The sequence below is a fragment of the Pseudoalteromonas rubra genome, assembly GCF_005886805.2.
Classification (GTDB): Bacteria; Pseudomonadota; Gammaproteobacteria; order Enterobacterales; family Alteromonadaceae; genus Pseudoalteromonas; species Pseudoalteromonas rubra_D.
On the sequence record NZ_CP045429.1, the window covers coordinates 3,020,622 to 3,045,920 of the forward strand.

General features: G+C 46.5%; 20 protein-coding genes. 10 read left to right on the plus strand and 10 right to left on the minus strand.

All coding sequences use genetic code 11. The features are described from left to right. The 3 genes from CWC22_RS13135 to CWC22_RS13145 form a co-directional block, all read right to left on the minus strand. Positions 1-798, minus strand: coding sequence for a M48 family metallopeptidase (locus CWC22_RS13135; RefSeq protein ID WP_125560205.1), 798 nt, complete (start codon positions 796-798; stop codon positions 1-3). Positions 799-915: 117 nt separating this feature from the next. Further along, positions 916-1,527 (minus strand): nucleotide exchange factor GrpE, encoded by a 612-nt coding sequence (gene grpE / locus CWC22_RS13140; RefSeq protein WP_138537509.1) that lies wholly within the window; start codon positions 1,525-1,527, stop codon positions 916-918. 58 nt (positions 1,528-1,585) lie between these two features. Further along, entirely contained in the window at positions 1,586-2,530 is a 945-nt protein-coding gene (locus tag CWC22_RS13145; RefSeq protein WP_230090571.1) for an HrcA family transcriptional regulator, read from the minus strand. Positions 2,531-2,622: 92 nt separating this feature from the next. Between CWC22_RS13145 and nadK the strand changes: the two genes are divergently transcribed. The 3 genes from nadK to recN all read left to right on the plus strand — a co-directional run bounded on the left by nadK (position 2,623) and on the right by recN (position 5,911). Beyond that, a complete protein-coding gene (gene nadK / locus CWC22_RS13150; RefSeq protein WP_125560199.1) occupies positions 2,623-3,507 on the plus strand; it encodes an NAD(+) kinase in 885 nt (294 codons plus the stop codon). 62 nt (positions 3,508-3,569) lie between these two features. After that, positions 3,570-4,145 (plus strand): hypothetical protein, encoded by a 576-nt coding sequence (locus CWC22_RS13155; protein ID WP_125560197.1) that lies wholly within the window; start codon positions 3,570-3,572, stop codon positions 4,143-4,145. 89 nt (positions 4,146-4,234) lie between these two features. Then, positions 4,235-5,911, plus strand: coding sequence for a DNA repair protein RecN (recN, locus tag CWC22_RS13160; RefSeq protein WP_138537513.1), 1,677 nt, complete (start codon positions 4,235-4,237; stop codon positions 5,909-5,911). 112 nt (positions 5,912-6,023) lie between these two features. Here the strand turns inward: recN and CWC22_RS13165 are convergent, their stop codons facing one another. From CWC22_RS13165 to CWC22_RS13175, 3 genes are all read right to left on the minus strand, one after another. Next, on the minus strand, positions 6,024-7,439 hold the full coding sequence (locus CWC22_RS13165) for an FAD-dependent oxidoreductase (protein ID WP_138537515.1): 1,416 nt from the start codon (positions 7,437-7,439) through the stop codon (positions 6,024-6,026). A gap of 8 nt (positions 7,440-7,447) precedes the next feature. Continuing rightward, positions 7,448-11,908: a glutamate synthase large subunit gene (gene gltB, locus CWC22_RS13170; RefSeq protein WP_138537517.1), complete on the minus strand. Its 4,461-nt coding sequence runs from the start codon at positions 11,906-11,908 to the stop codon at positions 7,448-7,450. Positions 11,909-12,432: 524 nt separating this feature from the next. Next, positions 12,433-12,780 carry a Grx4 family monothiol glutaredoxin gene (locus tag CWC22_RS13175; RefSeq protein ID WP_046006741.1) on the minus strand — a complete coding sequence of 116 codons (348 nt, stop codon included), beginning with the start codon at positions 12,778-12,780 and terminating at the stop codon, positions 12,433-12,435. Positions 12,781-13,053: 273 nt separating this feature from the next. On the opposite strand from CWC22_RS13175, the gene CWC22_RS13180 reads away from it, so the two are divergent. The 4 genes from CWC22_RS13180 to CWC22_RS13195 all read left to right on the plus strand — a co-directional run bounded on the left by CWC22_RS13180 (position 13,054) and on the right by CWC22_RS13195 (position 18,790). Beyond that, the gene (locus CWC22_RS13180) at positions 13,054-13,635 is read left to right on the plus strand and encodes a Fe-Mn family superoxide dismutase (protein WP_010382239.1); all 582 of its coding nucleotides are present in this window, start codon (positions 13,054-13,056) and stop codon (positions 13,633-13,635) included. Positions 13,636-14,037: 402 nt separating this feature from the next. Further along, on the plus strand, positions 14,038-15,960 hold the full coding sequence (locus CWC22_RS13185) for a PrkA family serine protein kinase (protein WP_010382242.1): 1,923 nt from the start codon (positions 14,038-14,040) through the stop codon (positions 15,958-15,960). A 23-nt stretch (positions 15,961-15,983) separates the two neighbouring features. Next, the gene (locus tag CWC22_RS13190; protein ID WP_125560189.1) at positions 15,984-17,264 is read left to right on the plus strand and encodes a YeaH/YhbH family protein; all 1,281 of its coding nucleotides are present in this window, start codon (positions 15,984-15,986) and stop codon (positions 17,262-17,264) included. 14 nt (positions 17,265-17,278) lie between these two features. Further along, positions 17,279-18,790 (plus strand): SpoVR family protein, encoded by a 1,512-nt coding sequence (locus CWC22_RS13195; protein ID WP_138537519.1) that lies wholly within the window; start codon positions 17,279-17,281, stop codon positions 18,788-18,790. A gap of 56 nt (positions 18,791-18,846) precedes the next feature. Here the strand turns inward: CWC22_RS13195 and CWC22_RS13200 are convergent, their stop codons facing one another. Next, positions 18,847-19,818, minus strand: coding sequence for a sensor domain-containing diguanylate cyclase (locus CWC22_RS13200; RefSeq protein ID WP_138537521.1), 972 nt, complete (start codon positions 19,816-19,818; stop codon positions 18,847-18,849). Positions 19,819-19,822: 4 nt separating this feature from the next. Continuing rightward, positions 19,823-20,827, minus strand: coding sequence for a response regulator (locus CWC22_RS13205; RefSeq protein WP_125560185.1), 1,005 nt, complete (start codon positions 20,825-20,827; stop codon positions 19,823-19,825). A 202-nt stretch (positions 20,828-21,029) separates the two neighbouring features. Here CWC22_RS13205 and tpx point away from each other — a divergent pair, with 202 nt between their 5' ends. Then, positions 21,030-21,617 (plus strand): thiol peroxidase, encoded by a 588-nt coding sequence (gene tpx / locus CWC22_RS13210; RefSeq protein WP_125560183.1) that lies wholly within the window; start codon positions 21,030-21,032, stop codon positions 21,615-21,617. Between the two features lie 63 nt (positions 21,618-21,680). On the opposite strand, the gene CWC22_RS13215 is transcribed toward tpx, so the two are convergent. Beyond that, complete coding sequence (locus tag CWC22_RS13215; RefSeq protein WP_138537523.1) at positions 21,681-22,115, minus strand: GNAT family N-acetyltransferase; 435 nt, start codon at positions 22,113-22,115, stop codon at positions 21,681-21,683. A 50-nt stretch (positions 22,116-22,165) separates the two neighbouring features. Then, positions 22,166-22,909: a sporulation protein gene (locus CWC22_RS13220; RefSeq protein ID WP_138537525.1), complete on the minus strand. Its 744-nt coding sequence runs from the start codon at positions 22,907-22,909 to the stop codon at positions 22,166-22,168. 214 nt (positions 22,910-23,123) lie between these two features. Between CWC22_RS13220 and CWC22_RS13225 the strand changes: the two genes are divergently transcribed. Continuing rightward, positions 23,124-24,695, plus strand: coding sequence for a cation:proton antiporter family protein (locus tag CWC22_RS13225; protein ID WP_125560179.1), 1,572 nt, complete (start codon positions 23,124-23,126; stop codon positions 24,693-24,695). Between the two features lie 284 nt (positions 24,696-24,979). Then, a complete protein-coding gene (locus CWC22_RS13230) occupies positions 24,980-25,264 on the plus strand; it encodes a hypothetical protein (RefSeq protein WP_125560177.1) in 285 nt (94 codons plus the stop codon). The last annotated feature ends 35 nt before the right edge of the window (positions 25,265-25,299 follow it).

Consider the following 25,299-nt stretch of genomic DNA (forward strand, 5'->3'; position numbering starts at 1 on the left):
TTACTGGCAAGATGGATTACGCCCCTGCCGCTTAGCATTCGCAGCCAGGGTATTTGCCTGCGCCATCTTACTTTGCAGCATAGCTATCCTGTTTTGCGGCGATGGGTGCGTTGATAAAAACTCCATCGGGCGCTCTCCCCCTGCCTTCTCCATATTTTGCCACAATTCAACAGCGCCCTCTGGCTTAAACCCGGCTTTTGCCATCAGATCAAGTCCAATGACATCTGCTTCACTTTCATGAGCGCGGCTAAATGGTAGCGCTATTCCATATTGAGCGCCTAACCCCAGGCCCTGCATGATGGCATTCCGATACTGCACATTGCCCATTTCGAGCGCCGCATTGCCAGCCTGCAACCCAAGCTGTAGTAAGCTGTTTTGAGATACCCGTTCGTTGGCATGTTCGGCAATCACATGACCGACTTCGTGGCCCATCACAGCTGCGAGCTGATGTTGATTTTTGGCCACATCCAACAGCCCGGTATGGACCCCAATCTTGCCGCCTGGCAGGGCAAATGCATTCGCACTGGGCTCTTTAAAGACAATCACTTCCCATTGCTGCTGAGCATACTGCGCAGGTAACTGCGCGATCAATGCATCTGCAATGCACTTAACATAACGATTTGTATCGGCATTACGTTCTATGGCCTGCTCCTGCTTCATTTGCTCAAAGCTCGCCACACCCATTTTATCCATCTGCTGCTCTGAATACAGGGCTATCTGAGTACGCCCTGTCGGGGAAGTTTTGCAACCTGCCAGCGCTAAGGCTAAAACGGTTGCGGCTATGATTTTTTTATTCATTGGGTCATGCCTGCTAAAACATACTATTGATTAGTTTAAAAGGAGCCTGTGGCCTATGCAAATCAGATCAAAAAAGCCCGCACAAATGCGGGCTTCAAAAACTTTACATTCGGTCGCTTAGTCAGCCGCTTTTGACACCATCACCATAGCTGGGCGAAGCAAACGGCCGTTTAATGTATAGCCTTTTTGCATCACAGCTAATACTGTGTTCGGCGACACATCATTGCTCGGCTGAATTGACATTGCCTGATGCAGTTCAGGGTTAAATGCTTCCCCTTGTGGGCTTAGGGCTTCAACACCAAACTTAGCCAGTGCATCATTGAACGATTTTAATGTCATTTCGATGCCTTCTAAAATTGACTTAGTCGCTTCGTTTTCTTTATCAGCAAACTCAATGGCGCGCTCTAAGTTGTCAACCACAGGTAGCAACTCATTTGAAAACTTTTCCAATGCAAATTTCTGTGCTTTTTCTACATCCTGAGCGGCACGGCGACGGACATTTTCAGAATCAGCAGCGGCACGTACCACACTGTCTTTCTGACCTTCAATAGTTTGTTTCGCCGCTTCCAGCTCTGCATACAAACCTGCAATCTCTTCTTCTGGGCTCAACTCAGCTTGCTCAGTTTGTGCACTCTCTTGCGCTGGTTCTGCTTGCTCAGCCGTATTTTCCTGTACGTCTTCTTGCACTAACTCTTGTTCCTGCTCTTGGGCTTTTGTCTGCTCAGACATGAAAAACTCTCTCCGATTCTTTACAACTGCCGTAATTATGGGGATTCAAATTCGTTATTCAAGCTTCTTTTTTGGGGATTTGCGTAAATTCACCGATAATTGCTTCAATTGGCGCATCGGCCGGACAAATCAAACAAAAACGACTCTGGTATTCGCTGGCCGTAAAATAAGGCACACTCAGAACAAAAAATCGCTCTAAATTCAAATAGCTAAGTTCACTACCAAGTAACACGGACAGGCCATTTTTAAATGCCAGATGATCCTCTACCTGATGCAAAAAACTCACACCCAGATTCAGTTCGTTGTTCCCTTCCAGGCGGTTATACAGATAGCGTTCTCCAACCACAATGCTGTTATCTGTGCCCAGCTGCAAACTTAACTCACGGCTCCATTGCATCAAAGAGCCCCGGCAGTCGGCCATCGCACTTTTAGCCATCGCCCGCATTCTGTGTAACCCTTCTTTAAGCGTTTGCTGACTAAATACCGTATTCATCCAGGCCGCAAACTGATAGCGCACCTGGTCTGAATTCGACTCCGGTTTATTGATCAGAATATTATTGGACTGGCCTGTGCGGTCAATCAGTAATACCAGCCAGTGCTTACGGTCAAAATCTAATACCTCGACCCGGAAAATGGTCTGCTCACTCACCTGTGGTAAACCAACAATACAACACACCTGGTATTTTTGGCTTAACGTATGGGCAAAGCCTGTGAGTTGCTCACGCTCAGGCTCCCAATAAGGCGCAATCTCATCAAGCCCGAAATACTCCTGTAGCCAGTATTTGATCCCCAGATCGGAAGGAACCCGCCCTGCCGATGTATGAGGAGAAAAAAGCAACCCCTGGTTTTCGAGGCGTGCCATGGCATTGCGCACTGTCGCAGAGCACACCGCCATACCCTTTAGTTTTGCTATCTTACTCGATGCCACAGGGTGGCCTTCACCATTACAATAAAGGCTCATTACGGCAGAGAAGACTTGTTTATCACGTGCACTAAGTTTCATAACATTATAAATAAGGCTAAATTTGCGAGTTTCAAGCGAATTCATTTTAAGATAATCTTGGCAATAGATATTTTGCCAAGGAAACTCACTGAATGAGCACACCATTTAATACCATCGGCCTGATTGGAAAACCCAACCATGATGGCGCTGCCCTGACATTACAACGCCTGTACACTTTTTTGCAAGCACTTGGCTATGAAGTTTTTGTTGAGCAACGCGTTGGCAAGCAGATAGCAGATCTACCCGACTCACACATACTCGATGTGGTTGCGCTGGGCGAACGCTGCGACCTGGCTGTGGTAGTGGGTGGAGACGGCAATATGCTTGGGGCTGCCCGGGTGCTGGCCAGATTTGATGTGGCTGTGATAGGAGTGAACCGAGGCAACTTAGGATTTTTAACAGACCTTGATCCGGACGATTTTGAAGCAGAGTTAGAACAGGTGTTGAGTGGCAAATTTGTTGAAGAACAGCGTTTTTTACTGGAGGTTGAAGTATTTCGCCATGCCGAACTAAAGAGCGCCAACTTGGCGGTTAATGAAGCAGTGTTGCACGCCGATAAAGTGGCTCACATGATCGAATTCGAAGCCTTTATTGACGAGCAGTTTGTGTTTTCTCAGCGATCCGATGGCCTGATCGTCACCACACCAACAGGCTCCACTGCCTATTCGTTATCGGGCGGAGGTCCCATTTTGACCCCGGAACTCAATGCCATGGCACTCGTGCCTATGTTTCCACATACGTTATCAAGCCGGCCATTAGTGGTCGACGCCAGTAAACAGGTCAAACTCAAACTCAGCCCGGAGAATACCGCAAGCTTACAGGTCAGTTGCGACAGTCATGTAGTACTCGCACTGTTACCCGGAGATGAAGTAGTCGTAAAAAAAGCAGAGAAAAAGCTGCGCTTAATCCATCCTGACAGTTATTCCTACTACAATGTTCTGAGACAGAAATTAAATTGGGGCAGCAGGCTTTACTAAGCGCTGGAAGTTCAGCAGAATAAGTAAAATTTGTTTTCTATTTTAGGGAAAAGTAAACCAACATGAGCTACGTTGTTTTCGTATCTATTACCTTATTAATCACCATTTTGGGTGTCTATGTGGTAATTGAGAATAACCGTAAAAAAGCACGCGAAGCCGAAAAGCGCGTGTTCAATGAACGCCTGAAAGAGATCAGCAGCCACTTTAAAAGTAAAATCAGTGAGTTTGTGAGTTATAAATTGATCCGCCCTAAACATGCGCCTCAGTTTAACGCCATTGTCGGCAACTTTTTTGTTGTTCAGGCTCACAATGACGACAATCTGGAAGCACTTGAGCGGGTCACAGATCACTTGCTTGGCACCATAGGCAATGAACTAAATAAATGTCGTGAAAATGGCAATATGGAGCTGCTAGCTGACCAATTGTTTATGTTTGTCAGTGAATTGCCGTCTGCCGGGCTTGCCTACAACAAAGCATTTTACAGCGAAATATTGCCTGCACTGATATCACGGATCCAAACCCCTGATATGCCGGCTCAAGCCGATGCCCAGGAAGTGGTACAGAATGAGGAAGAACCTGTAACACAGAGCGAAAGTAACGACTCTTCAACACAACAGCAAAAAGCTGCGGCTCTGTAACGCACTCACACACCAAAGTGCAATTTCAAGTTGCATTTCCTAAGAATGCTGTATAGATTAACAGTAATTATACTGTTTGGATATACAGCATGCTTATCAGTCTGCAAATTAAAAACTTTGCCATTGTTAACGAACTAACCATCGACTGGCGCTCAGGTATGACCGCTATCACAGGTGAAACCGGAGCGGGTAAATCCATTGCGATCGATGCATTATCTTTGTGTTTGGGTGAACGCGCGGATGTTGCCAGTATTCGTCCGGGTGCCGCCAAAGCAGAGATTTCCGCTCAATTTGATATCAAGCAGCTCCCCTACGCACAGCAATTTCTGAGTGATCTCATGTTGGATGATGAAGAGCAAAACTGCATATTGCGTCGAGTCGTCATGCAAAATGGCCGTAGTAAGAGCTTTATAAATGGCAATTCAGTGACCGCGGCCCAGTTAAAAGAGCTAGGCCAACGCCTCATCGCCATCCACGGTCAGCACGCTCACCAGCTATTGCTCAAGCCTGATCACCAACTCGGGTTACTGGATGCCTACGCCGGGCACGACACTTTACTACATGCTGTACGCGCTCAGTACCAGCACTATCACACGCTGCAAAAAGAACATGCCGAGCTTATTAAACAGCAACAAGCACAGGCTGCCAAAAAGCAGCTGCTTGAATACCAGGTTCAGGAGCTGGATGAATTCGCTTTGGAAGAGGGTGAGTATGAGCAGATTGAAACTGAGCATACACGGCTAAGCCATAGCCAAACGCTGGCTGAAAGCTGCCAACGCGAATTAATGTGCCTGTCAGAACAGGACGACCAGACAGTATTAGGCCAGCTGCAACATAGCGTACAGACTTTTATTGAACTGAGTAATTATGACCCCAAATTGCAAGAGATCAGTCAGCTATTGGGAGAAGCCGCGGTGCAACTCGAAGAAGGCTGTCGGGAGCTACGCGCTTATGGTGAAAACATAGAGCAAGACCCGGAGCGCCTACAGAGCGTCGAAGACAGGCTGGCACAGGCCATGGCCTTGTCACGTAAACATCAAATCAACCCAGAGCTACTGCACCAGCATCATCAGCAGTTACATGAAGAGCTGGCTTCCATTTGCTCTAACAACGAACGCATTGAAGATCTGCAACACGAAATAGCGGAGGCACTGCACGCCTATCAGATCTCAGCAGCACAGCTTAGCGAAAGCCGAGCACAGGCGGCACTGACGTTAAACGATCTGATCAGTGAAAGCATGCATGAACTGTCAATGGAAAACGGCCAGTTTGCGATTCAACTCAGTCAACATGAAGATCGACGCCCCAATGAGCTGGGCATGGATCAAATTGAGTTTCTGGTTTCGACCAACCCAGGCCAACCTCTGCAAGCACTGGCCAAAGTGGCCTCCGGGGGTGAACTATCGCGGATCAGCCTGGCCATTCAGGTGATTATCGCAAATCGCGTGACCACCCCCACCCTGATTTTCGATGAAGTCGATGTGGGAATCTCAGGCCCAACCGCTTCTCAGGTCGGTAAACAACTACGCTTACTTGGTAAGTCAACTCAGGTTATCTGTGTGACACACCTGCCTCAGGTTGCCTGTAGCGGCCATCATCAGTTCTTTGTATCCAAGCGTGTTGAGGGCGGGGAAACCTTTACGTCTATGCTCCCACTGGTGCAGGAGCAACGCATTGATGAAATAGCCCGCTTGCTTGGTGGTGACAAAATCAGCAGCACCACACTTGCCAGTGCTAAAGAGCTGCTTGAGGTGCAGGGGGCATAACGCGGTAACTTAGAGCAGTTTGATGTAAAATCAAAAAGCCTACCGTACAGGACAACTGATTTACGGTAGGCTTATTTTAAGGCAGAACCACACTCAGTGCAGTTTCACAACTTTATACCCCAAGATAGTCCATGATCCCCTCTGCAGCATTACGGCCTTCGAAGATAGCTGTGACCACCAAGTCAGAACCACGTACCGCATCGCCACCTGCGAAGATTTTTTCATTGCTAGTTTGATGTGTGAACGCGCCTTTTTCAGGGGCAACGATACCGCCCCACTCATTGATGGCAACGTCATACGCTGCAAGCCAGTCAAGGTTATGAGGTTTAAAGCCAAACGCCATGATCACCGCATCAGCTTCAATCAGGTGCTCTGAACCAGAGACTTCCTGTGCCCGTCTGCGTCCGTTCTCGTCTGGCTCACCCAGTTCAGTTCGGACCATGCGTACACCTGTTACCTTACCGTTTTGGTCTAATTCGATGCCTTTGGGCTGAACGTTAAAGCTAAACTTAACCCCCTCCTCTTTGGCGTTTTTTACCTCACGGCGTGATCCCGGCATATTGGCTTCGTCACGGCGATATGCACAGGTTACCGACTTTGCGCCCTGACGCACAGAAGTGCGCACACAGTCCATCGCGGTATCACCGCCACCTAACACCACCACACGTTTACCGGCCATGTCGATATACGCCTGCTTATGCTCGTCGTATCCCATCACCCGGTTGGTATTACCAATCAGAAACGGCAGTGCATCATACACCTGATCTGCATCTTCATTGTCCAGCCCGGCACGCATGTACTGATAGGTACCCACGCCGATAAACACCGCATCATACTGAGATAGCAGTTCATCCATGCTAATGTCTGTGCCAATTTCAGTATTCAGACAAAACTCCACACCCATTTCCGTAAATATCTCTCGACGTTTCTCCATCACCGATTTTTCCAGCTTGAATGATGGTATGCCAAACGTCAGCAAACCGCCGATCTCTGGGTTGCGATCAAATACCACAGGTTTCACCCCATTACGTACCAGAATATCGGCACAACCGAGCCCTGCAGGGCCCGCGCCAATGATGGCCACTTTTTTATCGGTCCAGGTCACATAAGACATATCGGGCTTCCAGCCCTGTGCAAATGCAGTGTCAGTGATGTATTTCTCAATATTACCTATGGTCACGGCACCGAACTCATCGTTCAATGTGCATGAGCCTTCGCAAAGCCTGTCTTGTGGGCAAACCCGACCGCACACTTCCGGCAAGCTATTGGTCCGGTGCGACAACTCCGCAGCTTCCTGGATCCTGCCCGTACGGATCAATTTAAGCCACTGCGGAATATAGTTGTGCACCGGACACTTCCACTCGCAATAGGGATTACCACAATCCAGGCAACGATCGGCTTGCGAGCTAACCTGCTGCTTAGAAAATGGTTCGTAAATTTCAACGAAAGAGCTCTTACGCGTCGTGATTGGCTTCTTTCTCGGGTCGATGCGCTGAACATCGATAAATTGATAGACATTTTCGCTCATACTTCCCCCTACTGTGCCTGTACACGTAATTCAGCACTGCTGCGTGCACGGTGCCCCAACAAGCTCTTCACGTCGCTAGATTTTGGTTTGATAAGCCTAAACATAGGTACATACAACTCAAAGTTAGCCAGGATCTGCTCTGCCCGGCATGATGCCGTGTGCTCAAGATGTTCTGCGATCAAACCCCGCAAGTGCTCCTGCATGGTTGCCAGCCCTTCCAGCGACAACACTTCGACTAGCTCAGGGTTATAACGTTTATCAAAATCCCCTGCTTCGTCCAGCACATAGGCAAAACCACCAGTCATACCAGCACCAAAGTTAACTCCCACCTGACCAAGCACACATACCACGCCCCCAGTCATGTATTCACAACCATTATCACCCAGCCCTTCCACTATGGCCTGAACACCTGAATTACGCACTGCAAAGCGCTCTCCGGCACGACCAGCTGCAAATAACTTACCGCCGGTGGCCCCATACAAGCAGGTATTACCAGCGATCGTGGCAAGGTGCGTTTGGAAGCTCGAACCGACCGGTGGGCGCAGTACCAACTTACCACCCGCCATGCCTTTGCCAACGTAGTCGTTCGCATCGCCAACCAGGGTCATTTCTAGACCTCCGGCATTCCACACACCGAATGCTTGTCCGGCAGTGCCATGTAGCTCAATCACGACAGGATCTGCGGCCATCCCCTGATTGCCGTGACGAGACGCAATATAGCCAGACAACATGGCGCCCACAGAGCGATCCGTATTTTTGATCCGATTCACCAAAGACGTGCCGGTCTTATCGTCAATCGCCTGTTTTGCCTTATCCAGTAAGCTCTCATTCAGTTGACCTTGATAGTGCGATGTATTTGGCGCACTGCAAAAGAGCGTTTCGCCCGAAGGATTCGCCGGTTTTGCCAGTAAGGGTTGCAGATCAAGCTTTTGCTGTCTTGCTGTCGTGCCTTCCAGCACCTCAAGCAGGTCCGTTCGACCAATCAGGTCGGTCAGCTTGCTTACCCCCATCGATGCCATAAGCTCTCTCGCTTCCTGAGCGATGAAGCGGAAGTAATTCATCGCCATTTCTGGCAGGCCATGATAGTGCTTTTGTCGCAGTGTTTCGTCCTGTGTTGCTACACCTGTTGCACAGTTATTGAGGTGACAAATACGCAGATATTTGCAACCCAGCGCAACCATAGGTCCGGTGCCGAAGCCAAAGCTTTCAGCGCCGAGAATGGCTGCTTTGATGATGTCCAGGCCCGTTTTCAAGCCACCATCCGTTTGCAAACGGATACGATGACGCAAGCCATTCTCAACCAGAGCTTGCTGAGTCTCAGCGAGGCCTAGCTCCCAGGGACTGCCGGCATACTTAACTGAGGTAAGCGGGCTGGCGCCTGTACCACCGTCATATCCCGCTATGGTAATTAAGTCTGCGTAGGCCTTCGCCACACCGGTCGCTATCGTGCCCACTCCGGGCTCAGACACCAGTTTGACAGAGATCATAGCCTTGGGATTGACTTGCTTGAGGTCAAAGATCAGCTGCGCTAAGTCCTCAATAGAGTAAATATCATGGTGTGGCGGCGGAGAGATCAAGGTGACCCCTGGCACTGAATATCTTAATTTAGCGATATATGGCGTCACCTTTTCACCCGGTAACTGGCCGCCTTCTCCAGGCTTCGCGCCCTGTGCGACCTTTATCTGGATCACGTCGGCACTTTGCAGATAATGCGGCGTCACCCCAAAACGGCCTGATGCCACTTGCTTGATACGCGAGTTTTTCTCCGTACCAAAACGTAGTTTATCCTCACCACCTTCACCGGAGTTAGAGCAGCCACCAAGCCGGTTCATAGCAATCGCCAGGGCCTCATGAGCTTCTGGCGAAAGCGCGCCGATACTCATTGCCGCTGAATCAAAGCGTTTATATAACTCAGTCGCTGGCTCGACCTGGTCAACATCTATTGCGGGACCGCTGGTATTGAGCTTGAGTAGATCCCGTAAATTGGTTACCGGTCGGTTGTTTACCAGATCGGCATATTTTTGATAATCCGTGTAGTTACCGGAGCGCACTGCAACCTGGAGTGACTGAACAACATCCGGGTTATAGGCATGATACTCGCCACCATGGACGAATTTTAATAAACCGCCATGTGACAATAACTTGCGCTTGCTATACGCCAGTTTGTGTAACTGCACGCCGTCAGCCTCAAACTCCGCAAAGCCTGCACCTTGTATCCGACTGCTTACGCCTTTAAAACAGATATCAACGACTTCGTCTGACAGACCCACCGCCTCAAACAGCATAGAACACCGATAAGACGCAATTGTACTGATCCCCATTTTGGACATGATCTTGTACAGACCCTTATTAATCGCATTACGATAAGCTAAGGTGACATCGCGGTAGGTTTTATCAATGACTTTGCTGTCGCACAAAGCAACCAATGTCTCGTAAGCCAGGTAAGGGTAAACTGCGGTTGCACCAAACCCGAGCAGCACTGCAAACTGATGTGGATCGCGCGCGCTGCCCGTCTCCACGATAATGTTAGAGTCACAACGCAGATTGGTATTTACTAACCGTTGCTGCACCGCTCCGACTGCCATCGCTGCGGGTACCGGCATAGTATCTTTACTGATAGCTCGGTCGCTTAATAACAACATCACACAGCCGTGTGCCGCTTTTTCCTGTGCTTCATCACAGATCCGAGCGATTGCGCCTTGCAGACTTTCGGCTTGAGGATCGTAATTCAGTGAAATACGACAAGCACTGTAATGATCGTCATCTGCAGCCAGCAATTGCTGGATATCTGAATAGGTCAAAACCGGTGAATCAAATTGTAGTCGTTTAGCATGCCCGGTGGTTTCGTTAAACACATTCTGTTCACGACCAATGCAGGTCGCCAATGACATCACGTGGTTTTCTCGTAACGGATCAATTGGTGGATTGGTGACCTGTGCGAACTTTTGTCTGAAATAGTCGTAGAGCGAACGGATCCCTTCCGACAGCACAGCAAACGGTGTGTCATCTCCCATAGATCCTGTGGCTTCCTGACCATTTTGGCCCATCACCCGGATCACTTGCTCAATTTCTTCATTGCTGTAAGCAAACAGCTTTTGATAAGTCAGCAAGGTATCGTCATCAAAATCCCGTTGACCCGCATCCGCTTCAGCTAGGGCTTCAAATGGTGTTAGCCGCTTAACGTTTTGCTCTAGCCAGGTTTTATAAGGGTGTCTGGCCTTAAGGTCTTCGTCGATTTCGTCGGATTGCCAGATTTTGCCATGTAGTGTGTCTACCACTAACAGTTCACCAGGTCCAACACGGCCTTTCTCAATAACTTCATCGGGCTCGTAATCCCAGATTCCGACTTCAGAGGCCAGGGTGATAAAGCCATCTTGCGTAATCACATACCGCGCAGGTCGCAGGCCATTTCTGTCCAGGTTGCACGCGGCAAAACGACCATCAGACATCACAATTCCTGCTGGACCATCCCAGGGTTCCATATGCATTGAGTTAAAGTCGTAAAATGCCCTGAGCTCTTCATCCATGGCACGATTTTTTTGCCAGGCAGGCGGCACCAACATACGCATCGCGCGAAAGATATCCATGCCCCCGGCCAGAAATAATTCAAGCATATTGTCCAGGCTGGAAGAGTCTGAACCGCTTTCATTGACAAATGGCGCGGCATTTTGCAAGTCTGGTAACAATGGCGAAGCAAACTTATAGGCCCGCGCTTTCGCCCACTGACGATTGCCGGTGATGGTATTTATCTCACCATTATGCGCCAAATACCGAAATGGCTGCGCCAACGGCCAACGCGGTTGTGTGTTTGTTGAAAAGCGCTGGTGGAATACACAGATGGCGCTTGTCATTCGGATGTCTGCCAAGTCCAGATAAAAGTTTGGCAGATCGGCCGGCATCATCAGGCCTTTGTATATAGTCACCAGGCCCGACAGGCTCGCAATGTAAAAGTCCGGATCTGCTTCCAGACGCTTTTCAATACGCCGACGTGCAATGTACAGTCGGCGCTCCAGGTCTTTTGGTCGCCACCCTTCCGGGGCAGACACAAACACCTGCTCAAACTGAGGCAGCTGCTCGGTAGCGATTGGGCCAAGCATACCCGGGTCTGTCGGCACTGTCCGCCAACCGACGAGCGTTAAAGTTTCTTTTTCTAATTCTTCGTTGATGATGTCACGTGCTTGCTTGGCAAATGACGGATCCTGGTTAAGAAACACCATGCCTACTGCATAGTTTTTCCCAAGATGCCAATCATTCTCAGCTGCAATTGCTCTGAAAAAACTATCGGGTTTTTGTAGCAGCAGGCCACACCCATCCCCTGTTTTTCCATCCGCAGCTATGCCCCCACGATGCTGCATTCTATCCAGGCCAGTAATTGCCGTACGGATCAGCTTATGGCTCGCCTGACCTTGCGTGTGCGCAATCAAGCCAAAACCACAGTTTTCTTTTTCTAATGCCGAGTCATATAACATGGACTCCTCCCCTTGCTACAACTGCCAGCCGGTAATTTCAGACGAACTACTGGCAGATAATCAAAGCTAGCCTTGATTAGTATTCGAGTCAATACAATAAAGAATAGTTATTCATTTACATGAATATTTTTCATTAAAAGGTACTCAAATTACTTCTTCTCATATAAAAGAATATTGAATAAAGGTAGAGAACCACAAAATGACACCGGTATCAAATCAAAAAAATAGGACAAACCGCACAAAACAAGGGAAGTTTACGTTAACGTAACCCCACTATTGAAATGAATAAATATTCACTATTCACCTTGTGAATTTGGCAACCCCTTGATTTGTGCAGGACGCGAGCTTGACGCATGCGTAAACCGAGTGTTGCAAAACTTAAAATACACCGTGAAACAAGAGAAAAAATATCAATGATAAATGCACAAATAAGCTGGTGCGGTACAAGAACAGAAAGGAGGAAAAAGGAACAAAAAAGGGCATGCAACCAACAGTCACATGCCCCACTATGAGTTAAATCAGACTTACTCGGCTTTTTCAGCGTCGTCTTCTTTATACTTAGCGGCTGTTTCAGCAATCAATGGCTGCAATTCGCCTTTTTGGAACATCTCGATAATGATGTCACACCCACCGATCAGCTCTCCCTCAACCCATAGCTGTGGAAAAGTTGGCCAGTTGGCATAATGAGGCAGCTCAGCACGAATGTCCGGGTTAAGCAAAATATCGACGTAAGCAAACTGTTCACCACACGCCATCAGCGCCTGAGATGCCTGCGAGGAAAAACCGCAGTTAGGTAGCTTAGGTGACCCTTTCATATATAGAATGATCGGATTCTCTGCGATTTGCTGTTTAATCTTTTCAATGGTTTCCATTATTTACCTCAAAATGACGATAGCATAACCCATAATCGCATCCGCTTTGCCAGACACCGCCTGTCAGCCGTTACTCTGCCCGTACAAAATAAATGCAATCTGAGCCATTCATTTTACAAGTCTTGGCTATTGCCATTGCTGTTTGCCAAAACTTGAGTAAAATACTCAGGAATTATAATATCACTATATGCCGTCAAATCGTATAGAAATGTAAGCTAAGAAAGACATTGCTTTTATTTGCTTTGACAATTTAACAACGAAATGGAGATTAACATGGCTTTTGAACTACCGTCACTTCCGTATGCTATCAACGCGCTTGAGCCGCATATTTCTCAGGAAACGCTTGAGTTCCACCACGGTAAACACCACAACACGTACGTTGTAAAACTAAACGGCCTTATTCAAGGCACAGACCTTGAGAACAAATCTTTAGAAGAAATCGTATGTAATTCAGAAGGCGGCGTATTCAACAACGCAGCACAGATCTGGAACCACACTTTCTACTGGCACAGCCTTGCACCAAATGCAGGTGGCGAGCCTACTGGTAAGGTCGCTGAGCTGATCAATGCAAAATGGGGCTCTTTCGCAGCATTCCAGGAAGCATTCAATGACAAAGCTGTTAACAACTTCGGTTCTAGCTGGACTTGGTTGGTACAACTTGCTGACGGTTCTTTGGATATCGTTAATACTTCTAACGCGGCAACTCCGTTAACGGAAGCAGGCGTAACGCCAATCATCACCGTAGACCTGTGGGAACACGCTTACTACATTGACTACCGTAATGTTCGTCCAGACTACCTGAAAGGTTTCTGGGCACTGGTTAACTGGGATTTCGCAAACGCGAACCTTGCTTAATTCTGAGATAGTGTAAAAGGCGCTTTTTAGCGCCTTTTTTGTTACCCTTTTCACCGTCCGTTATTCCTAATATTAAACACTTCAATTCCAACACCTGAGATGTACTACACATAGCTCATTTTAGTTATGCATTGCTGACACCAATACAGGAACTGAATTACATATTCAGACGGGCTAATTGGCATTTAGATACCTGCCTTACTATCCTAATTTGACCATTTGTATGAAATCTGTAAGTAAAAGCTCCTTAAGGTCAATTGACGCCCATATTCCACACTAATGCATTGAGCTGAATAGACATTAAATTACTGGAATTTTTAGGCAATTTTTAAATAACCCGACTAAGCTTTAAGTAGCCTTGCATTAAGAGACCGCATCATCAACAGGTTATTGGAGTTCATTATGAGTATATTTGAGCATTACCAGTCCAGATACGAAGCGTCCCAAGAAGAAGAGTTCACGATTGCGGAATATTTGGAAATATGTAAAGAAGATAAAGCTGCATATGCGAGCGCCCCTGAGCGCCTGCTAATGGCAATTGGTGAACCTGAAATGGTTGATACTTCGACAGATGCGCGGCTCAGCCGTCTGTTCTCAAATCGCGTCATCGCACGCTACCCCGCTTTCCATGAGTTTTATGGCATGGAAGACGCCATTGAACAGATCGTTTCTTACCTAAAACACGCCGCACAAGGCCTGGAAGAGTACAAGCAAGTACTTTACTTGCTTGGCCCAGTCGGTGGCGGTAAGTCCTCAATTGCTGAAAAACTCAAGTACCTAATGCAGCAGGTACCCATTTATGCAATTAAAGGCTCCCCGGTCAACGACCACCCATTGAGCCTGTTTAATCCGCTCGAAGATGGTGAACTACTTGATAAAGAGTATGGCATTAACAGCCGTTATTTGCGCACAGTGATGTCACCTTGGGCAACTAAGCGATTGCATGAATTTAACGGTGACATATCCAAGTTTAGAGTAGTAAAACGCTATCCTTCAATTTTAGACCAAACGGCCATCGCCAAAACTGAACCAGGCGACGAAAACAACCAGGACATTTCCGCATTGGTTGGTAAAGTCGATATTCGTAAACTGGAGCATTACGCTCAAAATGATCCAGATGCCTACTCATATTCAGGCGCACTGTGTTTAGCGAATCAGGGCTTAATGGAATTTGTAGAGATGTTTAAAGCCCCCATTAAAGTGCTGCACCCATTACTCACCGCAACGCAGGAAGGCAACTATAACGGCACAGAGGGTATCTCGGCTCTGCCCTTTAACGGCATAATTTTAGCGCACTCCAACGAGTCGGAATGGCAATCATTTAAAAATAATAAAAACAATGAAGCGTTTCTGGATCGGGTCTTTATCGTTAAAGTGCCCTACTGCTTACGTGTTTCGGAAGAAGTTAAGATATACAAAAAACTCATTGAAAATAGTGAACTCAAAACTGCACCTTGTGCTCCTGGTACGCTAGAAACCTTAGCTAAATTTTCAACTCTGTCTCGTATCAATGAGCCTGAAAATTCCAGTATCTATTCTAAGATGCGTGTTTATGATGGTGAGAGCCTCAAAGACACAGATCCAAAAGCGAAGTCTTATCAGGAGTATCGAGACTACGCTGGGGTCGATGAGGGCATGACAGGCTTGTCAACTCGCTTTGCATTCAAAATATTGTCACGTGTGTTTAACTTTGATCATGCAGAGGTTGCTGCCAACCCTGTACACTTGTTTTATGTACTGGAGCAACAGATTGAACGTGAGCAATTCAGTGCAGAAGTCCAGGAGCGTTACCTCAGTCACCTGAAAGGCTACTTGATCCCACAATATGTCGAGTTTATTGGCAAAGAGCTACAAACGGCGTACCTTGAATCGTACTCAGAGTATGGACAAAATATTTTCGACCGTTATGTCACGTACGCCGATTTTTGGATACAAGATCAAGAATACCGCGACCCGGATACTGGCCAGCTATTCGACAGAGCAGCACTCAATGCTGAGCTTGAAAAAATTGAAAAGCCAGCAGGCATTTCGAACCCTAAAGATTTTCGTAATGAGATCGTCAACTTTGTTTTGAGAGCTCGTGCTCACCATAATGGTGCAAACCCTGTCTGGACAAGTTACGAAAAACTCAGAACGGTGATCGAGAAAAAAATGTTCTCGAACACAGAAGAGTTGTTACCCGTTATCTCATTCAATGCGAAAACCTCAGCTGAAGATCAGAAAAAACACGAAGACTTTGTCAATCGTATGATGGAAAAAGGCTATACCCAAAAGCAAGTCCGCTTACTTTCCGAGTGGTATTTACGGGTTAGAAAATCTCAATAACATTAGCGGTTGGAGGGTGTTCTATGGCACATTTCATCGATCGTCGACTGAATGGCAAGAATAAAAGCACGCTGAATCGTCAGCGCTTTATTAGACGTTACAAGAAACAGATAAAAGAAGCTGTTTCTGACGCCATCAATAAAAGGAGTGTCACTGATATTTCAAGCGGTGAGAGCATCTCTATACCGCAGCGAGATATCAGTGAACCGATTTTCCATCAAGGCAAAGGCGGTAATCGCGAGCACATTCACCCGGGCAACGATCAGTTCACAACCGGTGACAAAATTCAGCGTCCGCCCTCAGGCCAGGGCGGAGGTGCTGGTGAGGGCAATGCGAGTGATCAAGGTGAAGGCCAGGATGATTTCGTTTTTTCCATATCGAAAGACGAATATCTTGACCTGTTGTTTGAAGACCTTGAGTTACCAAACTTACAAAAAAGCCAACTCGACAAGTTGGTACAAATGAAAACACACAGAGCGGGCTTTTGTAATGACGGTATGCCCAGTAATCTCGACATTGTGCGATCTTTAAAAGGATCTGTTGCACGCCGAATTGCTATGACAGCCAGTAAAAGAAAACAACTTAAAGAGTTGGAAGATAAGCTTGAACTATTGTTGCAAGAACCCGTTCCTAAACAAACCGAAATCCAACAGCTAGAGCAGGAAATTGCAGAACTGAAACGTAAAATTGAAGCAGTGCCATTCATTGATAATTACGATTTGCGGTTCAGGAACTACGAAAAGCGACCGCACCCTACGAGCAAAGCAGTCATGTTTTGTTTGATGGATGTGTCAGGCTCAATGGATCAGGCAACTAAAGATATGGCAAAGCGCTTTTATATTTTGCTCTATCAGTTTTTAACACGCACCTACAAAGACATTGAAGTCGTTTATATTCGTCACCATACACAAGCCAAAGAGGTCGACGAGCAGGAGTTTTTCTACTCGCAGGAAACGGGCGGTACCATTGTGTCGAGTGCGTTGAAATTAATGGATGAAATTATCGCTGATCGTTATGCGCAGGGCGATTGGAATATCTATGCCGCGCAAGCATCTGATGGTGATAATTGGGCGGATGACTCTCCACATTGTACTGATATATTGACGAACAAACTGCTAAACACGGTGCGTTACTACGCCTATATCGAAATCACCACACGTGCTCACCAGAGTCTGTGGCGCGAATACCAAGGTATTGCGGACACATTTGACAACTTTGCCATGCAGCATATTCGGTCGGTGGAAGATATCTATCCGATATTCAGAGAGCTGTTCAAGAAAAACCGACAACAGAATGCAGCCTAACAGGGGAAGTGCCTATGACGTATAACCCGCTAAATGATGGCCCGGATTGGACGTTCGACCTGCTTGAGGAGTATCAGGCTGAAATTGCCCGTGTAGCGGCCCATTATAGACTGGATACCTATCCGAACCAGATTGAAGTGATCACCGCAGAGCAAATGATGGACGCCTACTCCAGCGTTGGCATGCCCATTGGCTATGCACACTGGTCTTACGGTAAGAAGTTTATCCAGACTGAGCAGACTTATAAACGAGGACAAATGGGCCTGGCTTATGAAATTGTGATTAATTCAGACCCCTGCATTGCCTATTTAATGGAAGAAAATACCATGCCAATGCAGGCGCTGGTAATGGCACATGCCTGCTACGGACATAATTCCTTTTTTAAAGGCAATTACCTGTTCAAAACCTGGACAGACGCTTCTTCAATTATTGATTATCTGGTTTTCGCAAAAAACTATGTTGCCAAGTGCGAGCAAAAATACGGAATAGATGAGGTAGAAAACTTACTGGATTCTTGTCATGCTCTGATGAATTATGGCGTGGACCGCTATAAACGCCCTCAGCAGATATCAATGTACGAGGAACAGAAGCGTCAAAAAGAACGTGAAGACTATCTGCAGTCACAGGTCAATGAACTCTGGCGGACCATTCCTCAAGGCAAGCAACAGGACGAACGAGAAGACGTAAAGTTCCCATCTGAGCCACAAGAAAACATTCTGTACTTCATCGAGAAAAACGCACCGCTGCTGGAGTCCTGGCAACGTGAGATAATTCGGATTGTGCGCAAAGTCTCTCAGTACTTTTATCCACAACGACAAACTCAGGTCATGAACGAGGGGTGGGCAACATTTTGGCATTACACGATCCTTAACCACCTGTATGACGAGGGGAAGTTAAGTGATGCATTCATGCTGGAGTTTTTGCAAAGCCATACCAATGTGGTTTATCAGCCTCCCTACAACAGCAAATTTTACTCGGGCATTAACCCCTATGCGCTGGGCTTTAATATGATGGTCGATATACGTCGTATTTGTGAAAACCCAACGGATGAAGACAAGTATTGGTTTCCGGAGTTTGCCGGTAAAGATTGGCTGGATACGCTGCACTTTGCTATGGAGAATTTTAAAGACGAGAGTTTTGTGAGCCAGTTTTTGTCGCCAAAAATAATGCGCGATTTTAAGCTGTTCACCATTATAGATCAGGAAAAGTCCCCTCACCTGGAGGTCGGCGCTATTCATGATGAATCAGGCTATCAGAAAGTCAGAAATAGTCTGTCTGCTCATTACAACTTGAGTAATCATGAACCGAATATTCAAGTTTACAATGTTGATATACGGGGTGACCGCTCACTAACTTTGAGGTACGTGCCGCATAACAAAGTACCTCTTGCAGATTCGAAGAAAGAAGTAATAAAGCACCTCTATCGATTATGGGGCTTCCCCGTTAAACTTGAAGAGCTTCAGGATGATGGGTCAGTGAACACACTGGGCCAGTGTCCCCAGGAAAGTAAAGAAGACGCTTTATAGCAAAAAGCCCTTGTGATAAGGGCTTTTTTCTTTGTCACCACAAATATCAGACTTAATTAATGGGCCATCGAAGGGTCGTACACAGTCACCGTATTACGACCATTTTCTTTTGAATGGTACAAAGCGGTGTCTGCAGCCTCTATCCACTGCTCGTACTTTTCGAAATTGTCATCACAACATGCAATGCCGAGGCTCACCGTTAATTTAATCTCTTTGTTATCATAATAAATAACTGAATTCTCGATTAAGCTACGCAGCCTATCTGCAAATACTTTGGCGCCTTCGGCGTCGGTATCAACTAAGGTTACTGCAAACTCCTCACCACCATAACGGCCTGCAACATCTGTTTCACGAAGTGTCTTTTGTAGCAAGTCCGAGATATGGCGGATAGCCTCATCACCGCCGCTATGCCCGTAGGCATCATTTATGCGTTTAAAGAAGTCGATGTCAAACATCAGCAAACTGCTGCTACCATGACTGCGCTGTAAACGTTTGAACTCTGTCCTTAAGCTCTCCTCCCAATAACCACGATTTGCCAGTTTAGTGAGGCTGTCAGTGCGGCTCATTTTTTCCAGAGTTTTATTGACCTTTTCAAGTTCAAGCTTGTTCATGGCTTCGTCAGTCACATCGTAAATGATGACACAGATGTGCCCCACTTCGCCGGTCACTGTCGTTAGTGGAATAAAAGTCGCATTTTGATACATATAGTCGGCTTTGCCAGTAATTGGCCGATAATTCTTGAACCGAAAAATATAGGGCTGCTGCTCCCAGATAGTAAACGAGCGGTTCTTCAATACAAAAACCGGTTCTGATTTACTCTTAAACCACGCTTCGTCAATACCAGGGAATAAGTCGAACACGTCTTTGTCTTTAACCGCGCTTGGCAATAACCCAGAATGGTTTTCCATAAAACCATTCCAGACGCACACTCGATAATGCCTGTCCAGTACGACCAGGCCAACATCAACTGTGTTAAACATATCCATTAACCAATGGATCTCATTCATGTCAAAATCAGATGCAGGCATAATTCTAATCTTCTAGCAGGTACTCAACTTTATATTTGAGTGTTTTCAGTGAGTCTTCGGTAAACAACAACATTAAATCACAATTAATGTCATGGTTTTCGATCCCGTAACTAATTTCAATCGCTAACGTACGTTGCCACCTGGCTTTATTTGCCTTCACCAGTTCGGACACTTCGCAATGCTGCCCTAGTACCACAGGGTGGCCCTGGCTGAATGGCATGTCGAGCTGCTTCGAGAGCCCGGTCAATATTGCTCCTATCAGAATATTACTGATGTCCATGAGCAACTCAAGCTCCACTTTTTGATTGAGCTCTCCCTGATAACTCATCAACGACGCAATTTCTTTAAAACTGGAATCATTGAGCAGGAGTAAGGCTTCTCCGGATACACCACCACCGATGAACCCCTGGCACACACCCGATGTTGTGGCGCTAGCATCGATAGCTTGCAATGCCATATGCAGCTCACTGACCTCAAGGACGTTGACATTCGGAATAGGTAATTCTACGAAGACGTTCAACAAGCGTGCCAGTAAATCACCAGCCTGACCCATCGCGACATTGGTGATCTCCTGATAGATATCACGGATCTCAGGCTCGAGCTGCTCCCCGAGTTTATGCACCAGATTGGCCCGAATGGCTTTGTCTTTGATCCCATGATGAGTGATGATTTCTTCAAGCTTCGCGGCATCACAGGGTTTTCGAATAAAATCTATTGCGCCCAGTTCTATGACTCTTTGGTGCGCGTTTGGCTGGATATCTCCAGAGACGACGACTGTCAAAACATTCAATCCTTGTTCGTTTATTGCTTGTAACACCTCATATCCATCCATGTGAGGCATGTTTAAATCCAAAAAAAGTATCTCAGGCGAGACCACTTTTATTTTTTCAATACAGTCCAGGCCGTGCTCAGCAAATTCTACTTTAATATCCCAGTCGTCCGGCAATGACCGCGCCAGTTGCCGGCGAGCCAATTTTGAATCATCGCATATCAGGACAGGTGTTGACATAAAAGCTCTCTTCGCTTAGCGGCTAACTCATTGTAAGAAGCCGAAATTTTTCTAATTATAGTTATGACACAGCAGCATTTTAGGACTTACATGGTAATCAAAGCTTGACTGATTTACAATCCAATTTACTGCAAAGGTTGGTTATATAATTTCAGTATAATACACTGACGAGAATTGCAAAAAATTTAAAAGGGAATACGTTATGCGGATCTTAACCTTGCTTGCTGCGTCTCTATTGACAATTGCCAACCCAATCCATGCCAGTGAGTTGCCTGAAAATCAGGTTGACGCGGGCAAAGTCAACGCTCAGGGAAAGCCTGTTACCTTATTAGGCCAGGGCATTAAAGTCGGCGACACTGCACCTGACTTTAAAGTTGTCGATGGCAACTTTGTACCTGTTACCTTAGCCAACTATCAGGGAAAGCCCGTTCTGATCAGTGTGGTGCCGAGCCTGGACACCGGGATTTGTAGTCTACAAACCAAGTACTTCAATGAAAAAGTAGCTAAGGAGTTTGCTGGCGTAGCAATGCTCACCATCAGTGCAGACCTGCCATTTGCACAAAAGCGTTTTTGTAAAACAGAAAACATCGACCAGATTGATACCCTGTCAGATTCAGTCTGGCGTGACTTCGGCGCTAAGTACGGACTCTACATCAAAGATATGGGATTATTAAGCAGAGCGGTTTTGGTCTTAAACAAAGACCATAAAGTGGTATACAAGCAGCTGGTCAGTAATCTGGCCAGTGAGCCTGACTACCAGGGTGCCATCGAAGCACTTAAACAACTCTGATTAGCACTACATACCGCTAAACTGGTATATAGTGACCACTGTATACCAGTACCCACTCTAGCTCTAGCGCAATATCATGTCTATGTGCTCAATCCCGTCTTCCAGATATGCCTCGCCACAAGGTACAAAGCCGAGAGACTGATAAAATTGAGTCAGGTAAGTTTGCGCTGCGATTTTTATCGGTTGTGCACCATAGTGAGCGTGACAGGCCTCTATCGCTCGGGTCATCAAAGTTTGTGCAACCCCCTTCCCCCGGCATTCTGGCGATACCAGCACGCGTCCAATTGCACTGGTATTGGATTGTGGCTTGTAACAGCGGGCATATGCCTGCACTTCCCCCTGCTTAATTAAGAAAACGTGATGTGTATCAGCGGCCCTGTCAACCTCATCAATTTCCTGATAAGCGCAGGCCTGTTCAACAACAAACACGGCAACCCGAGTTTTCAAAATACTGAAGAGCTCGTCATGTGACAACTGGTAAAAGGTTTTAACTTGCATGGGTTTTATCACTGTGGGTAGATACGCCTCCGATGAGGCGTAGAATAGATTCAGGCAAATAGCCTTTCCAGCTGGTCACATAACTGAGACAGGTTCACGTGGTCATGCTCAACCGTCAGGTCTACATAGCCATCTCCACGAAAAGCTCTGTCGAGCTCAATCAGCACATGCGTGCGATGTGCTTCCGGCACAAAAGACAACTCAACTTCCTGAAGTCCGAACAAAGACGTATTCGCGGGACGGTATTCTATTTCCTGATAACAACCAGATACTGATTGAAAATTTGACGCTTTCAGATAACCGCGCTCAACATCTGCTTTAATCATTCGAAAGCCGAGTTTCTCCATTGCCATTAAGCAGTTTTTAACAGCTTCATTTGGATATATATGCAACAGATCTTTGTCACTCGGGTCTAAAGCCAGGTCGATATCCAATCCGGTTTCCAACCACACATAACTATGGTTATACGGTGCATTGATTTCGGTAATCGGAGTTTCTGAATGCAATCTGGCCTCAAACGGGATCACTTTCTTTTCACCCGGTGCTATGGTGAATTGGCTACCCACACGCCACTTTTCAATGACCTGATTTGCGTAGTACTCGCCATTGTCTCCTTCAACCTTGACTTTCGTCATCAGCGCTAACTCTAAACCGCTTATTTCTTGTTCCACATCGCCACCCACAACAACGATCTGCGCCTGAAATTTCTGGCCCGGATGCAGGTGTTCTGTTTCTAAAATTGTATCTACTTTCGCGGCACCAATACCTACGGATGCCAAGAGCTTTTTAAACATCTTATCTCCTCTCGAGGATGTCCCCTTATCCGCATCTTAACCACATTTTTTCTGGTTTGTCAGCGAAAATTTATAGTGATCAGCCAAATAGTTGGAGATAAACCTTATTACTAGCATCATACAGCACTTACTATTCACTAAAGCGGCCAAATTTTCATTTATATATCAGTTTGTTTTGTTACACTGCTAACACCTTCGACTTGACTGAATCACTATGGAATTACTGTACTTTGCCGTTGCCTTTGCCTGTGGCTTTTCTGTCTACCAACTTAAACTCCCGCCTTTAATTGGCTTTTTGCTGGCGGGTTTTGTGCTCAATCTGTTAGGCCACAGCAGTACCGACTTACTCACCCAACTAGCCGATTTGGGTGTCACACTATTACTGTTCAGTATTGGTCTAAAATTGAAGGTCTCGAATCTTATTAAACCTCAGGTTTGGGCACCCGCCAGTTTACACTTGGTGACCAGCATTGCTTTTTTCGCCTCCTTGCTGCTGATGCTGGGTGCGTTTGGCTTGCCTTTATTCGTTGACTTGTCGTGGCAAAGTGCCTGCCTGGTAGGATTTGCGTTCAGTTTCTCCAGCACCGTTTTTGCTGTTAAAGTACTGGAAGAACGAGGCGAGATGGCCAGTCTGCATGGTAAAATTTCCATCGGGATCCTGGTTATGCAGGATATCTTTGCTGTGATCTTCCTCGCTATCAGCACAGGAAAGTCTCCCAATGTATGGGCGCTTGCTCTGCTGGTTGGTTTGCCATTGTTGCGACCGCTGCTATTTTGGATACTCAACCGCTCAAAACACGGCGAATTATTACCCTTATTCGGATTCTTCTTTGCACTGGTGCTCGGTTACCACGGATTCGAGTTAGCAGGTCTAAAAGGGGATTTAGGTGCCCTGATCATAGGCATGTTGTTCGCACCGCATAAAAAAGCAGGTGAACTCTCCAAAGCTCTGCTCAATGTCAAAGATATCTTGTTAGTCGGCTTTTTCCTCAACATTGGCCTGAATGCCAATATCTCGCTCGAAGCTGTGCTGATTGCCGTATTACTTGCCGTTGTGTTACCAGTTAAAGTCTTTATTTATTATCTGTATACCAATATGTTCAGACTACGTGCCCGGACATCGCTACTCAGCGCATTTACACTGTCAAACTACAGTGAATTTGGCCTGATCGTGTGTGCTGTAGCAGCCAGCAGTGGCATGATCACCGCCGACTGGTTGGCAGTGGTTGCACTGGCAGTTTCAGTGACGTTTGTGCTCGCAACACCGCTCAATAAGAAGGCAAACGAAATTTATGTGAAGCTGGAACCCCTGCTGGTTAAGTTTGAGAGTGATAAGCGACTAGAAGAAGAATTACCAGTTAATCTGACCGACACGCGTATAGTGATCTTTGGCATGGGACGTATTGGTACAGGTGCTTATGAGACCATTCATGCCTCCTATCCGGGCTCAGTCGCTGGTGTAGATATCAAACCTGAGGTGGTAGAAAAACACATCAGCCTGGAGCGCCGCGTACTGCTGGCCGATGCAACTGACCCAGATTTCTGGCAACGCGTAAATCACTCTAATGTAGCAATGGTTATGTTGGCAATGCCCAAGCATATGCAAAATATTTACGCGCTGGAGCAGCTAAAAGCGTCAGGCTTTTCAGGTCAGGTTACCGCTATCGCCAACTATCCGGATCAACAAAAAGAACTTGAAGATTTGGGTGTACATTCAACTTATAACTTCTATCTGGAGGCCGGTAGCGGCTTCGCAGAACACGTTAAAGAAAAATTATTTTCATAGACTAAAAAATAATTCTCAGTATCGATAGGGGTACTGAGAATTATTTCTAATTCCGCATCATATAGTTACATCTAGACGTCTAAAAATCAGGCACATAACTCTGACGGTTTTGTAACTCTACGATTTACAAAGCTTTACATCATCGTTGGTAATTGCCCCTCAATTCGAAGTACACTGAGCTCAGTAGGTTAGTTGCACTAATCTATTTTCTCAATTTAAATCTTATACTTATACCCCTCAATCAGGAACATTGAGTGGGGACCATATTATTCGAGAGGGCAAGCATGTTAAAAAATAAATCGGCTTCTTACTTTCCTGCAGCGGTGGATGATGCAAATGCAGGCCCGCTCGCAAAATTGCAAGCGCAATTGGATGCTATTCAAGATTCAGGAATGACAGCGTTGACAATTAGGGACATTCTTTTTCACAAAATGCTGGACATGCATGCAGTCCCTAAAGAACACTTTTTACGCGATCAGGCAACCCCTGACAGATTAGACGACCCAGCGATTATTGAGCAACTAAACGCACTGGGATTCTATCGCACCTCGCCAGGTCAGGTGCACTAAGTTTCAATTTATGGGAGCCTACTCTCCCTTATAGG